Origin of the sequence: Rhodococcus ruber NBRC 15591, assembly GCF_001894945.1 — a bacterium.
Lineage (GTDB): Bacteria > Actinomycetota > Actinomycetes > Mycobacteriales > Mycobacteriaceae > Rhodococcus > Rhodococcus ruber.
Window position 1 is genome coordinate 16,793 of record NZ_BCXE01000019.1, and the last position, 14,418, is coordinate 31,210.

Below are 14,418 nucleotides of genomic sequence, written 5' to 3' on the forward strand. Positions count from 1 at the left end.
GTTATCCACAGGCTGCGGCTTCATCCCCAGATGTGCCGGTCCGCGCAAAGTCGAGCCGCGGCCGCCCGAGCGGTGCGTCACCCTCCTTGCATGACCGATCCCATCGCCGTGACGAGACAGGACCTCCTGACGCAAGGCGTGCCGGACGACCGGATCCGGGCGGCGCTGCGTGCCGGAGACCTCGTTGCGCTGAAACCCGGCGTCTATCTGCGCCGCACCGACGTCGCGTCCCTCGACGACGTGAGCCGCCACCGGGTCCTGGCGCGGCACTTCGCCGCGGCTCTCCGCCCCGGGGAGGCACTCAGCCACGTGTCTGCCGCCGTCCTGCTCGGACTGGACGTGTGGAACGTCGACCTGCGCCGGGTGCACGTCTCGCGGGCATCCGCGAGCGGGCGCAGGGCCACGTACCTCCACGTGCACGGGACCGACTGGCGCGACGGCGACGTCGTCGCAGTCGACGGCGTCCACGTCACCTCGGTGGCGCGCACCATCGTCGACCTCGCGCGGTCGTTGCCGCTCGACGAGGCCGTCGTCGCCGGGGACTCCGGCCTGCGCGCCGAACCGTCCGCGCGGGAACGCCTGCCGGATGTTCTCACCGCCGCCCGCCACCGCACCGGGGTGTCCCGGGCGGCCGCCGCGGTGCGTCTGCTCGACGGGCGCAGCGAGAGTGTCGGAGAGTCGTTGTCTCGCCTGCGGATGACGCGATGCGGCCTGCCGCGGCCCGAACTGCAACACGAGGTCGTGGCTCGGGACGGACGCCGGTACCGGGTGGACTTCTTCTGGGAAACCCCGGGCGTCGTCGGCGAGTTCGACGGCGCCGGAAAGTACTCCGACCGACGCGACCTCGTGGCCGAGAAGCACCGCGAGGACGCGCTGCGCGATCTCGGCCTCGAGGTCGTCCGGTGGACGTGGGCGGACCTGGAGCGGTTCGACCTCGTCGCCGAGAGATTCGCCCGGGCCGTCGCTCGGAAATCGAAGCGGTGAACCGGAATCCGCCCACGCCGTGGCGTGGGCAGATTCCGAAGTCGCGCACCGATTCAGCGCGTCCGGTAGGCCACCCAGCCGCCGAACTCGGTGATGTCGACGGCGTCCGCCGCGGCGTCGTGCGTGCAACCGAAACCGACGACCCAGCGCCCGTCCGAGAGTTCGACGCTGGTGAGCGTCATCGGAGCGGGCAGTGCGGCCAGGAACCGGCCGAGTCCCGCCTCGGAGACCCGGAAGAGCTCGCCGGCGATCGGCGCGCCCCGGCCCGCGCCGTGCCGGACGAGACCGGGCTTCGGGGGAGTGGTCCTCAGCGCCGTCAGCCGGTACGCGTCGGAGGTGCGGACCTCGTCGACGAACCGGGCACCGATCTGCTCCAGTTGGACGTGCAACGGCTGGCCGCGCAGGTGCGCCCCGAACACCGCCAGCTCCACCCCGCCCGAGACGAACTTCGGCGTGGGGACACCCGTCAGCCGGGCCGCGAGATCGACAGCGACCTGATCGGCGAAGGCCGGCACGACGAACATCACCCCGAAGGGACGATCCTCGGCGGTCGGTGCACCCGGTACCGCGACGGCCGCCATGTCGAGCAGATTGCAGAAGTTCGTGAACGTGCCCATCCGCCGGTTGATCCCGATCGGGTCGGACTGCACCGCCGCGATCGTCGGGTGCTCGGTGGTGGTGGGCAGCAACAGCCCGTCGAACCCGTCCAGCAGGCCCGCCGCGAACGCCTTGGCGCGGGTCAGCGTGTCGAGGTCGGCCACCAGCTCGTGCGCCGCCGGGTGCTCCGCGGCCGCGACGATCGCCGCGACCGTCGGATCGGCTCCGGCGGGGTTCGTCGCCAGGAACTCGCCGACGGCCGCATACCGCTGGGCGACGACGGCGCCGTCGTAGAGCAGTGTCGCGGCCTCCAGGAGCGGGGTGACGTCGACCTCGGTCACCTCCATCCCGGCGTCGCGCGCCGCGCCGACGGTGCGCGCGAATGCGTCCCGGTAGTCGTCGCACAGCGCGACGAGATTCCCGGCGCGCGGAACCGCGACCCGCGGCGACGCGGGCGCCGCGAACGGTACGTCGGCCGGCCACGTCCGGCTGCGCGGGTCGCGCGGTTCCGGCCCGGCCATGACCGCCGCGGCGGTCGCCGCCAGGTCGAGCGACGTGGCGAACACCGTGAGGCAGTCGTAGTCCACGCATGCCGGCACCACGCCGTGGGCGGGGATCACGCCCAGCGTGGCCTTGATCCCCACCAGACCCTGCAGCGCGGCCGGGACGCGGCCGGAACCCGCGGTGTCGGTACCGATCCCGATGTCCGCGATGCCGAGCGCGACCGCCGTCGCCGAACCCGAACTCGAGCCGCCCGACACCCGTTCCGGATCCCAGGAGCAGCGCACCGCGCCGTACGGGCTGCGGGTGCCGACGAGACCGGTGGCGAACTGGTCGAGATTGGTCTTGCCCAGGATCACCGCGCCGGCGTCGACGAGCCGCGCGACGCCCGCCGCGGTATCGGTGGGGGTGTACGCGAATTCGGGACAGCCCGCCGTGGTCGGCATCCCGGCGACGTCCACGTTGTCCTTCACCGCCACGAGCAGGCCTGCGAGCGGCAGGTGCTCGCCCGCCGCGACGCGCGCGTCCACGGCGTCGGCGTCGGCGAGCACCTCGGCGGCAGGCCGCAGCGCGATCCACACCTCGGGCCGGTCGACGTCGTCGATCCGGCGCAGCGCCGCCTCCGCTCGCGCCCGGCTCGATGTCGATGCAGCCGAGAGTTCCTGTTCCACAACGATGCTCATGCTGCTCCGATCACGAGAAGGGGAGTGCCGGGGGCGACCTTCGCGCCCGGCCCGACGAGGACTTTCAGGACGATCCCGTCCACGGCGGCCGGCACCGGCATCTCGAGCTTCATGGCCTCGAGGATGACGGCGGTGTCGTCGGCGCCGACCTGTTGGCCCTCCGCCACCTCGACCCGCCACACGTTGCCGACCATGGGGGCTTCGACGACGACCGATCCCGCCGGCATCCCGGCGAGCGGGTCGACGGCCTCGGTGACCTCTGCCGGTGTCGTCTCGGCCCGGTCGAACTCACCGGCCGCGTGCCATGCCTGCTTCTCGGTCTCGAACGCCGCGGCCTGACGCTCGTGGAACGCGTCGATGGACTCGGCATTGTCCGCCAGGAACCGCAGATGGTCGGCGAGGGCGAACGTACCCTCCGAGACGTCGGCGTCGAACCGGCCCGCCAGGGACGCGGCGCGGTACTCGAGCAGCTGTTCCGGGCTCACCGGTTCCCATACGATCCGGTCGAAGAAGCGGAACAGCCACGGCTTGCCGTCCTCGAACGGCCCGGACTGCCGGTATCCGGACCAGATCGGTACCGTCCGCCCGATCAACTGGTAGCCGCCGGGGGACTCCATCCCGTAGACGCACAGGTACTTGCCGCCGATGCCCACGGCGTCCGACGGGGTCCACGTGCGTGCCGGGTTGTATTTCGTCGTCACGAGCCGGTGCCGGGGGTCGAGCGGGACGGCCAGCGGCGCACCGAGGTACACGTCGCCGAGACCGAGGACGAGGTACTCGGCGTCGAACACCGTGTCCCGGACCTGCTCGACCGAGTCGAGTCCGTTGATGCGCCGGATGAACTCGGTGTTCGACGGCAGCCACGGCGCCGAGTCGCGCACACCGCTGTGGTAGCGGGAGATCGCCTCGGCGATCGACGGGTCGTCGAACGAGAGCGGCAACCGGACGGTGCGGCTGGGCACCACCAGATCGTGCGTGGCCGGCAGTTCCGTCTCGAGGTCCTGCAGGGTCCCGAGCAGGCGGTGCTGGGGCAGCACGTCCGGGTCGAAGTGCACGTGCAGCGAGCGCACCCCCGGCGTGACGTCGACGATCCCCGGCAGGCGCAGCGCCGCGAGCGCCTCGGACAGGGCGTGCACCCGCATCCGCAACCCCAGGTCGAGCACCATGTCGCCGTACTCGACGAGGACGTTGTCGTCGCCGCCCCGCAGGTACACCACCTCGGGACGGTCCAGGAACGCCGGGGTACCGGCCAGCCGGCCGCCGTCGAGCGCGGCGGGCCGCGCCACGGGCGGGACGTCGAGGGCGCGGGTGGCGGCGCCGCGCAGCTCGACCGCCGCCTCGTCGGTCACGGGGACGAACCGCACCGAATCCCCGGGCCGGATCTGCCCCATCTTCCAGCGGTGACCGGAGACGACCGTGAGCGGGCAGGCGAACCCGCCCAGGCTCGGACCGTCCGGGCCGAGCAGGATCGGGGTGTCGCCCGAGACGTTGAGCGCGCCCACCGAGTAGGGGTTGTCGTGCAGGTTCGACGGGTGCAGCCCGGCCTCGCCGCCGTCCGTCCGCGACCAGGTGGGCTTCGGGCCGTCCAGACGGATGCCGGTGCGGTTCGCGTGGGACTGCACCGTCCACGTGGTGTCGTAGAACTGGGCCAGGTCGTCCTCGGTGAAGTAGGCCGGTGCGGGCTGCGGACCCTCGGTGACGGCGAGATGCCACGTGTGGGTGAACTCCGGCCGGCGGTCCACGGGTACCGGTGCCGGGGAGGCTAGCGCGCGGGACTCGGCCACACCGAGCACGTCGCCCGTGGCCACGGCCCTGCCGGTGAGTCCCCCGAAGCCGCCGAGTGTGAACGTCGAAGCGCTGCCGTGGTAGAGCGGGGCGTCGAGACCGCCACGCACCGCGACGTAGGTGCGCAGGCCCTGCTCGGCCGGGGATCCGACGTCGAGCACGCCGCCGGCCGGCACCTTCAGGGGCTCCCACATCGGCACCGGGGTCCCGTCGACGGTGACCACGACCGGGGCACCGGTGACGCACACGAGCGTCGGGTCGGAGAACTCGAGGCGCGGGCCCTGCAACGTGCACTCCAGCGCCGGTGCCCCCTCCGGGTTGCCGACCGCGCCGTTCGCGGCGCGCATCGACAGGTCGTCCATCGGACCCGACGGCGGAATGCCGACCGCCCACAACCCGATCCGGCCGGGGAAGTCCTGCACCGTGGTCATGGTGCCCGCGCGCAGCACGTCGATGCGGTGGCCCGTCGCCCGTACCTCCCGCAGCGTCGCGGTGGTGTGGGCGGCCCCGAGCACCTGCTCCGCCGTGCAGACGCGCCGCAGCTGCGGCAGATTCGTCTGCACGCCGTACAGGTGCGTGTCGTCGAGCGCCTCGGCGAGCGCCGCGAACGCGGTGCGGCGGGACTCGCCGCGCACGATGATCTTGGCGAGCATCGGGTCGTAGAACGAACTCACCTCGGTGCCGGTGTCCACCCACGTCTCGACGCGGGTGTGGGCCGGGAACTCGACGGCGGTGAGCAGTCCGGCGCTGGGCCGGTAGTCGTGCCCCGGGTCCTCCGCGTACACGCGCGCCTCCACGGCGTGACCGAGGATGCGGGGCCCGCTGTCGGGCAGGGCGTCGAGCATCTCGGTCTCGCCCCGGCCGAGCCGCAGCATCCACTCCACCAGGTCCACGCCCGTGACCTCCTCGGTGACCGGATGCTCCACCTGCAGACGGGTGTTCATCTCGAGGAACGAGGCCTCACCGCGTTCGACGTCGTACACGAACTCCACGGTGCCGGCGGAGCGGTAGCTCACCGACGACGCGAGCCGGCGCGACGACGCGAGCAGTTCCTCGACGACCGCGTCGGGCAGGTTCGGGGCGGGCGCCTCCTCGACGACCTTCTGGTTGCGTCGCTGCAACGAGCAGTCGCGCGTACCGAGGCTGATCGTGCGGCCGCGACCGTCGCCGAACACCTGCACCTCGAGGTGGCGGGCGTGTGCGACGAACCGTTCGAGGAACACCCCCGACGAGGAGAAGTGTGCGGACGCGAGACGCTGCACCCGCTCGTACGCGTCCCGCAGTTCGCCCGGAGTGTGGCAGGCCTGCATCCCGATGCCGCCCCCGCCGCCGACGGCCTTGAGCATCACGGGGTAACCGACGGTGTCGGCGGCCGCGAGGGCGGCGTCGACGGACCCGAGCAGGCCGCTGCCCTCGACGAGCGGGACGCCGACGGCGCGTGCCGCCTCTCGCGCGGTGTGCTTGTCGCCGAAGACCCGCAGCTGCCCGGGGGTGGGCCCGATGAACGCGATGCCCGCCTTCTCGCAGGCGTCCGCGAATTCGGCCTTCTCCGAGAGGAATCCGTAGCCGGGATGGACCGCGCCGGCGCCCGCCGACAGGGCCGCCTCGATTACCAGATCCGCCCGGAGATACGACTGCGCTGCCGGGGCCGGGCCGAGACGCACGGCCATGTCCGCCATCTCGACGTGCGCGGCGGACGCGTCCGCATCCGAGTACACGGCGACGGTCTTCAGCCCCAGCGCGTGCGCCGAACGCATGATGCGGCAAGCGATCTCGCCGCGGTTGGCGACGAGCAGGGTGTCGAAAGCGAACGTCACGACAGGCTCCTTCGGTGACGGGGAAGGGGAAGGTATGGGGCGGAACGGACCTCAGTGAGCGAACGACATCGCCGACACGGCGCGGGTCACCCGGTCGAGCACCACCGCGAGGGATTCGCCGATGTGCCGGTGCAGCAGCCGGTGGGCGAGTTCGAGTTCGTCGCCGAGGACGGCATCGACGATGGCGAGATGTTCGGCGATCGACGTCTCGATCCGGCTGTTGACCATGAAGTCGTACATCCGCACGTGCCGGATCCGGGAGTTGACCGACTCGAGCGAGCCGGCCAGTTCCGCATTGCCCGACGCGGCTATCAGGGCCATGTGGAACTCCTCGTCGAGCACCACGAAACCCGGTTCCTGCTGCGGCGGGTCGGCGGACAGACGCAACCATCGTTCGCGCTCGGCGGTGAGGGCGACGCGGTCGTGCCGCACATCGGGATTGTCGATCGCCCGCGCAATGCCCTGCAGTTCGAGGGTGATCCGCAGCTCGTAGAGGTCACGGACGCGGGGAATGCTCACCGGGACCGGCGAGAATCCGAACTCCTCGCGGCGCAACAGCCCGTCCGCGCACAGCATCGCGAGCGCCTCCCGGACCGGGGTGCGGGAGATCCCGAACCGCGCGGACAGTTTCGGCTCGGTCAGCCGCTCGCCGACGCGGATCGAACCGTTCATCAGCTCGGTGCGCAGTTCCCGGTACACGCGCGTCCGCAGCGGTTGCGCCGTGGCTGTATCCGTACGTGTCGACATAGCTGTATACGCTATGGACGTCGTGTTTCGCCGAGATTGCCCGCGGTAAAGCGACGGTTAGGAAGAGCTCTCAGAAGTCCCGCTCGAGGCGCAGCACGCCGATGGTGGTGGCCAGTCCGTCGTATTGCGCTACGAGCAGGCAGAATTCGATCATCCGACGGTCGTCGAGGTGAGCGGCCAGCGCCGCCCACGTCTCGTCGCCGAGGTCTCCGGTGGCGATCAACTCGTCGACGGCTGTGAGCATCGTCCGGTGCCGCGGGCTCCAGCCGGGCGCGCCGGGTCCGTCGAGGATACGCTGCAGGATCTCGGGGGTGATGCCGGCGCGGCGGCCGAGCCGGGTGTGGTGGTCCATCTCGTAGCCGCACTCGCGTAGGTGCGCCACCCGCAGGATGACCAGTTCGGATTCGAACCGGGGCAACCGCCCGAACGGCATGAGCTTGCCGGAGTAGTGCAGCCAGCCGCGGAACAGGCCGCCGGTGCGGCCCAGGGTGCTGAACAGGTGCGCGTCCTTCGTTCCCGCCGCGGTCGAGAGCACGCGCCAGACCGCCCAGTTGAGCGGGCCGAGTTCCTTGAACCGTCCGGGCCGGATGCGAGGCGACATGCCGGTCAGTCTCGCACGGCACGCGCCAATCGGGCCATCGTCCGGGCCTGCTCGGCGCGCTGCACCACCACCGCCCGTGAGGTGTCGATGTGGGCGAGGAGCTGGTCGTGGGCGTCCTCGAGACGGCCGGCGAGCACCGCCTCCGCCACACCGATGTGTTCGTCGACGGTCGCCGCGATCCGGTCGTGCGTCAGGTAGTCGAACATGCGCACGGGCCGGACCTTCGCGTTCACGGCAGCCAGCGCGTCGCACAGGGCCGGGTTGCCGGCGGCGGACAGCAACGCCAGGTGGAACTGCTCGTCGAGCCCGACGAAGCCCGCATCCGGCTCGGGCAGGTCGCGCCGCAGCGCGTACCACCGGTCGAGCTCGGCGCCGAGCACGTGGGGATCGTGCCGGATCGACGGATCGGCCAGCGCGCGGCGGATGCCGCGCAGCTCCAACGTGGTCCGCAGCTCGTACAGGTCGGCGAGGTCGTCGAAGCGCGGCCGGTACGGGAACAGCCCCTGCTCGCGCCGCTCGACCAGACCGTCGGACACCAGCCGCGCCAGCGCCTCCCGCACCGGCGTGCGGGAGACCCCGTACTGCTCGGCGAGCCGTTCCTCGCCGAGCCGTGTCTCCGGCGGCAGAACGCCCGTCATCAGATCCGAACGCAGCGCCCGGTAGACCCGATCACGCCGCGTGCCGCCGGCGCTCATCAGATCGCCATGGCCGCGCGGACGGTGCCTGCGGCATCGGTCCCGCCGTCGCCGCTGGCGGTGATGCGTCCGGATTCGAGGACGTAGTACCGCTGCGCCGCCTGCAGGGCGAAACCGATGTGCTGCTCGACGAGCAGCACCCCGAGGTCGCCGCGCCGGCTGAGTTCGACGACGGTGCTTTCGATCTCGGCGACGACCGACGGCTGGATCCCCTCGGTGGGTTCGTCGAGGATGAGCATGCGGGGCTCGGTGATCAGGGCGCGGGCGATCGCGAGCTGCTGGCGCTGGCCTCCGGAGAGCAGACCGGCGCGCCGGTCCAGCAGTGGCACGAGGGCGGGGAACAGCTCGAGCATGTCGGCGACGAGCTGCTTGCCGCGCTTGCGTCCGTCGGCGACGACCTGCAGGTTCTCGGCGCAGGTGAGCTGCGCGAAGGACTGCTGGCCCTGGGGGACGTAGGCCAGGCCGCGGGCGACGCGCGCGGCCGGCCGCAGCGAGGTGATGTCCGCACCGTCGAGGAGGATCCGGCCGAAGGTGGTGGGCAGCAGGCCGACGGCGGCGCGCAGCAGGGTGGTCTTTCCGGCTCCGTTGTGACCCATGACGGCGACGACCCCGTCGGCGGGGACGGTCAGGGTGGCCCCGTGGATGATCTCGGTGCGGCCGTAACCGGTCCGCACGTCGACGAGCTCGAGCATCTCACGCCTCCTGTACTGCAGTGGCGGTCCCGAGGTAGACCTCCTGGACCTGCGGGTTGTTCTGCACCTGTTCGACGGTGCCGTCGGCGATCACCCTGCCGCGGGCCAGGACGGTGACGGAGGTGGCGAAGGCGCGCATGAAGTCCATGTCGTGTTCGACGACGACGACGGTGCGCTGCGCCCCGATCCGGCGCAGCAACTGCCCCGTCTCCTCGCGTTCGTCGTGGCTCATCCCGGCGACCGGCTCGTCGAGCAGCAGCACGTCGGAGTTCTGGACGAGCAGCATGCCGATCTCGAGCCACTGCTTCTGCCCGTGGGCGAGGATGCCGGCGGGCACGTCGCGCAGGCCGGTCAGGCCGATCGTCTCGAGGGCTTCCTCGATCTGCGGCAGCACGGTCGTGCGGCGGCGCAGCAGCGACCACGGGGAGCGGCCGGAGCCGGCGGCGATGTCGAGGTTCTGCAGCACCGTGAGTTGCTCGAACACCGACGCGGTCTGGAAGGTGCGGCCCACCCCGAGGCGGGCGATCTTGTGCACCTTCTTGCCGAGCAGTTCGATGCCGGACTTGGTGACCGACCCGGTGGCCGATACCAGGCCGGTGACGGCGTCGACGAGGGTGGTCTTGCCGGCGCCGTTGGGGCCGATGAGGAAGCGCAGGTCGCCCTGCAGGAGGGTCAGGTCCACGCCGTCGACGGCGGTGAAGCCGTCGAAGCTGACCCGCAGGTCGCGGATCTCGAGGTACTCGCTGGACATGCCGGCGTTGCCGCCGTAGTGGGGTTCGGTCATCTCGCCGGCTCCATCGTCGTGGTCGGTTCGGGAATCGGGCGCGCCGGGCCGGTGCGGGTGCGTCGCCGGCGCAACGTCGCCAGCCCGGCCAGGCCCGCGGGGAAGAACCCGATGACGACGATGAACAGCAGGCCCTGCGCGTAGGTCCACGCGGACGGGAAGCTCTCCGACAGGGCGGTCTGGGCCCACGCGACGCCGATGGCGCCGAGGACCGGGCCGAGCAGGGTCGTGCGTCCGCCGATGGCGACGCCGATGAGGAAGGCGAGGGAAGGGACGACGCCGACGTCGGCGGGGGAGATGATGCCGACGATGGGCACGAACAGCGCCCCGGCGATGCCCGCGAAGAAGGCCGCTGTGGCGTAGGCGACGACCTTGACGTCGGCGGGGTCGTAGCCGAGGAAGCGGACCCGCTCCTCCTGGTCGCGCACGGCCACGAGCAGTTCGCCGTAGCGGGAGAACATCAACTGCCGGGTGAGCGCGACGACGGCGAGCAGGACACCCGCGGCGACGAAGAACAGCATGCGCTTGTTGGCCGGGTCGGCGAGGGACAGGCCGAAGAAGCTGCGAAAGCGGTTGAGCCCGTTCGATCCCCCGATCGACTGCTGGCCGATCAGCAGGATCGCGAACGCGGCGGTCAGGGCCTGGGAGAGGATCGCGAAGTAGGCACCCTTGACGCGGCGCTTGAACACGCCGAGCCCGAGCAGCACCGCGACCAGGGCGGGCAGCACCAGGATCGCGGCGATCGTCACCAGCGGAGAGGCGAACGGCGCCCAGTAGCCGGGCAATTCGCGGATGCCGGCGATCTGCATGAAGTCCGGGACGGTGTCGCCGCGCAGCCCGGCGTCGGCGATCTTCAGGTGCATCGCCATGAGGTAGGCGCCGAGGCCGAAGAAGACGCCCTGGCCGAGGGTGAGCATGCCGCCGCGGCCCCACGCGAGACCGATCCCGACGGCGACGATCGCGAAACACAGGAACTTCGCGAGCAGGTTCAGACGGAAGTCCGACAACACGGCGGGGGCGAGGGCGAACAGAACGAGTGCGGCGAGGACGAACCCGGCCCACGTGCGGGCCGGTCCGGGCCGGGTGAGCGCCGGAAGACGTGTCGGGGCAGGCATCAGACCAGGCTCCTTGTCTTGACCGCGAACAGGCCCTGCGGCCGGACCTGCAGGAAGATCACGATGAGCACGAAGACGATCACCTTCGCGATCGATGCGGTGGTGGAGTATTCGATGAACGAGTTGAGCAGTCCGAGCGCGACCGCCGCGATGACGGCACCCTCGATCCGTCCGAGGCCGCCGATGACGACCACCAGGAACGCATCGATCAGGTAGGACTGGCCGATGGTGGGGCTCGTGGAGCCGATCAGGGTCAGCGCCACGCCGGCCAGGCCGGCCAGGCCGGAGCCGAGGAAGAACGTGGTGATGTCGGTGCGCCGCGACGAGATGCCCACCGTCTCGGCGAGGTCGCGGTTCTGCACGACGGCCCGGATGCGCCGGCCCATCGGAGTGAACTTCATCGCCGCGATGAGGATCGCCACGCACATCACGGCCAGCGCGAGGATGAACAGCCGGGTCCTGGGCACCACCGCCCCGAGGATCTCCACGCCACCGGAGAGCCACTGCGGCGCAACCACGTTGACGGCCGGTGCGCCGAAGATGTCGCGGGCGGCCTGTTGCAGCAACAGGCCCACGCCGAAGGTCACCAGCAGGGTATCGAGCGGGCGGTGGTACATGCGGCGGATGAGGGTGACCTCGAGCAGCACCCCCATCACGCCGCCGACCAGGAAACCGACGAGCAGCGACACCAGCAGGGACACCCCGGCGGCCGAGACCACCTGCTGCACCACGTACGCGGTGTAGGAGCCGGCCATGATGAACTCGCCGTGGGCCATGTTGATCACGCCCATCTGCCCGAACGTCAGCGACAGGCCCAGCGCCGCCAGCAGCAGGATCGAACCGATGCTCAGTCCCGTGAACAGCTGTCCTACAACGACATCCATGTCGCCTCCCTTCTCGTCGGCTTCCCGGTCACGATGGTCAGCTGCCGGACAGGCCGGCGGCCCAGTCGTAGCTCTCGAGGTACGGGTCCGGCTCGATCGCCCCGTTCGACTCCCACACCGTGTAGATCAGTCCGTCGCCCCGGATCTCGCCGATGCGGGCCGTCTTGGTGATGTGGTGGTTGTCCCCGTCGATCGTGACGGTGCCCTCCGGCGCGTCGAACGAGACGCCGTCGGCCGCGGCCTGCACGTCGGCGACGGCGAACGAGTCCGCCTTCTCGACGGTGTTCTTCCACAGGTACACCGAGGCGTACGCGGCCTCCATCGGGTCGGAGGTGGGCTTGTTCGCACCGTACTTCGCCTTGTACGCATCGACGAACGCCGTGTTCTCGGGACCGCCCACGGTCTGGTAGTAGTTCCAGGCCGTGAGCTGGCCGGCGATGTTCTGCGCGCCGATTCCGACCACTTCCTCCTCGGCGATCGACACCGAGATCACCGGCATGTCGGCGGCGGTGAGGCCGACGTTGGAGTACTCGCGGAAGAACGCGACGTTCGAGTCGCCGTTGAGGGTGTTGAACACCGCGTCCGCGTCGGCGGTGCGGACCTTGTTGACGATCGTGGAGAAGTCGGTGGATCCGAGTGGGGTGTAGTCCTCACCCTTGATCTCGATGCCGTTGGCCTCGGCGTACGCGCGGATGATGCGGTTCGCGGTCTGCGGGAAGACGTAGTCGCTGCCCACGAGGTAGAGGGACTCGACGCCCTTCTCCTTCAGGTAGTCCAGCGCCGGCACGATCTGCTGGTTGGTGGTGGCGCCGGTGTAGAAGATGTTCGGCGACGACTCGAGGCCCTCGTACTGCACGGGGTAGTACAGCAGCGAGTTCAGGTCCTCGAACACCGGCAGCATCGCCTTGCGGCTCGACGACGTCCACCCGCCGAACACCGCGGCCACGCAGTCGGAGCTGATCAGCTTCTCGGCCTTCTCGGCGAACACCGTCGGCTCCGACGCGCCGTCCTCGGCCACGATCCGGATCTGCTTGCCGAGAACGCCGCCGTTCGCGTTGATCTCCTCGACGGCCAGCGCGATCGAATCGCGCACCGTGACCTCGGAGATCGCCATGGTGCCGGACAGCGAGTTCAGCGAACCGACCTTGATCGTGTCCCCGGAGGTGTCGACGCACGAGGCGGACCCGGCGGCGTCGGTACTGTCGGTGGCCTTGCTGCCGCAGGCGCTGAGCACGAGGCCGACGGCGGCCAGCGCGACCGGCGCGGCGACGGCGCGCCTGGCGAACGTGGATGTGGCAACTGGCATGGAGGTGCCCTTCGTCGAAGGTGGGAACCGGACGGGGCCCGGTATATCCGGGCTGCGTATACAGCGCTGTATCCGTGGGTCCGAAGAGTAGGCGGCCGGTGTTGCGTCGGAATGTCTCGCGGTGACGAGTTCATGACGCGTGTTACGACCTCGTTGCCGAACGCGCACACCCCGAGGTAGCACCTTATCCGCACCACGAATAGCCGTCCGCGCCAGCAATTGCCGATGCGGATGCCTGGGAGTTTCGCGGCTGTTCGCAGCGACGCGATCGGGCGATGGCCCGTTCGAAGCGGGCGACGACGGTCGGGAACCGGAACAGCTCCGCCCACGTCCAGCGGACCACCTCGAAGCCGAGGTCTCGCAGCGCATCCTCGCGCAGCTTCTCGCGCCGCACCGTTTCGGCGGTGGCTCCGGGGTCGCCGGTCCCGTACTTGCCCATGCCGTCGAACTCGCCGACGATCCCGGTCTCTTCCCAGAAGAAGTCGGTCCGCGCGACGAATCGGCCCTCGCTCGTCCGGACTTCGTGCTGGAGCGCCGGGGCCGGCATTCCGGCCTGGTGGATGCGGAGCCGGCTGATCGATTCGCCGGGACTCTCGCTGCGACCGTCCAGGAACGGGACGATGCGCCGTGCCGCGGCGATTCCCGTCCGCGCCCCGGCCCGGTGAAGTGCGGCGGCCAGCGCCGGCCGCAGGCCGGGATGCCCGCGCAACGCGGAGTCCCCCGCCACCACGGCCTCCTCGGCGGTGACCGTGCGCGAGAGGTCCACGACCGTCCGCGCAGCCGAGGTGACGCGGATCCCCTCCACGGTCTCGACTTCGTCGTGGGGGAGGGCCGCGGCGTGGACGTGCTGACGCGGAGTGCGTCGACCGCCCGACGCGCGATCGCGGGTGAGGTGGATGCGGGACAGGTCGGTGCGCCAGACCGCGAAGCCGTGGACGACGGCGGTCGAGACGTGGCTGATCGCGGCGCCCTCGTGCAACCGCGCTGCGCCCGACCGGATCCGCAGCACGTGGCGTGCCGCGTCGTCGAGTTGCCCGGCGTCCTCACGCTCGAGGTACACGCCGGGCACGATGCGTTCGAGACGACCCGTACGGATTCCTCGGCGTAGTTCGGCGTCGGTGATCCCGGTTGCGAGGACGGCAGGACGCAGCAGTGGCGTGGGTTCGCTCATACGGGGAGCGTGCCCGAATACCGGCGCTGCGTCCGCGAGCCGCGGGCGGGCGGCGG

12 protein-coding genes are annotated in these 14,418 nt (G+C 70.8%); 1 reads left to right on the plus strand and 11 read right to left on the minus strand.

Going from position 1 to position 14,418, the window contains the following annotated elements; translation table 11 throughout:
• Window positions 1-90: 90 nt before the first annotated feature.
• Window positions 91-984 (plus strand): hypothetical protein, encoded by an 894-nt coding sequence (locus tag RR3_RS11625; RefSeq protein ID WP_040270787.1) that lies wholly within the window; start codon window positions 91-93, stop codon window positions 982-984.
• A gap of 53 nt (window positions 985-1,037) precedes the next feature.
• Here the strand turns inward: RR3_RS11625 and atzF are convergent, their stop codons facing one another.
• From atzF to RR3_RS11680, 11 genes are all read right to left on the minus strand, one after another.
• Window positions 1,038-2,765, minus strand: a complete 1,728-nt coding sequence (atzF, locus tag RR3_RS11630; RefSeq protein WP_064065801.1) for an allophanate hydrolase — start codon at window positions 2,763-2,765, stop codon at window positions 1,038-1,040.
• Window positions 2,762-6,307: an urea carboxylase gene (gene uca, locus RR3_RS11635; RefSeq protein WP_371851034.1), complete on the minus strand. Its 3,546-nt coding sequence runs from the start codon at window positions 6,305-6,307 to the stop codon at window positions 2,762-2,764. Before uca ends, atzF begins: the two co-directional genes overlap by 4 nt.
• 111 nt (window positions 6,308-6,418) lie before the next feature.
• Complete coding sequence (locus tag RR3_RS11640) at window positions 6,419-7,114, minus strand: GntR family transcriptional regulator (RefSeq protein WP_029539848.1); 696 nt, start codon at window positions 7,112-7,114, stop codon at window positions 6,419-6,421.
• A 70-nt stretch (window positions 7,115-7,184) separates the two neighbouring features.
• The gene (locus RR3_RS11645) at window positions 7,185-7,715 is read right to left on the minus strand and encodes a carboxymuconolactone decarboxylase family protein (protein ID WP_064065799.1); all 531 of its coding nucleotides are present in this window, start codon (window positions 7,713-7,715) and stop codon (window positions 7,185-7,187) included.
• A 5-nt stretch (window positions 7,716-7,720) separates the two neighbouring features.
• Entirely contained in the window at window positions 7,721-8,410 is a 690-nt protein-coding gene (locus RR3_RS11650) for a GntR family transcriptional regulator (protein WP_064065798.1), read from the minus strand.
• Window positions 8,410-9,102, minus strand: a complete 693-nt coding sequence (gene urtE, locus RR3_RS11655) for an urea ABC transporter ATP-binding subunit UrtE (RefSeq protein ID WP_048772245.1) — start codon at window positions 9,100-9,102, stop codon at window positions 8,410-8,412. Before urtE ends, RR3_RS11650 begins: the two co-directional genes overlap by 1 nt.
• Window position 9,103: 1 nt before the next feature.
• Window positions 9,104-9,886: an urea ABC transporter ATP-binding protein UrtD gene (gene urtD, locus RR3_RS11660; RefSeq protein WP_048772247.1), complete on the minus strand. Its 783-nt coding sequence runs from the start codon at window positions 9,884-9,886 to the stop codon at window positions 9,104-9,106.
• Entirely contained in the window at window positions 9,883-11,001 is a 1,119-nt protein-coding gene (urtC, locus tag RR3_RS11665) for an urea ABC transporter permease subunit UrtC (protein WP_064065797.1), read from the minus strand. Before urtC ends, urtD begins: the two co-directional genes overlap by 4 nt.
• A complete protein-coding gene (gene urtB, locus RR3_RS11670) occupies window positions 11,001-11,885 on the minus strand; it encodes an urea ABC transporter permease subunit UrtB (protein WP_064065796.1) in 885 nt (294 codons plus the stop codon). The genes urtC and urtB overlap by 1 nt, the downstream gene beginning before the upstream one ends.
• Before the next feature lie 37 nt (window positions 11,886-11,922).
• Window positions 11,923-13,191 (minus strand): urea ABC transporter substrate-binding protein, encoded by a 1,269-nt coding sequence (gene urtA / locus RR3_RS11675; RefSeq protein WP_017681248.1) that lies wholly within the window; start codon window positions 13,189-13,191, stop codon window positions 11,923-11,925.
• 184 nt (window positions 13,192-13,375) lie between these two features.
• Window positions 13,376-14,362, minus strand: a complete 987-nt coding sequence (locus RR3_RS11680; RefSeq protein ID WP_234420102.1) for a hypothetical protein — start codon at window positions 14,360-14,362, stop codon at window positions 13,376-13,378.
• Window positions 14,363-14,418 lie beyond the last annotated feature (56 nt).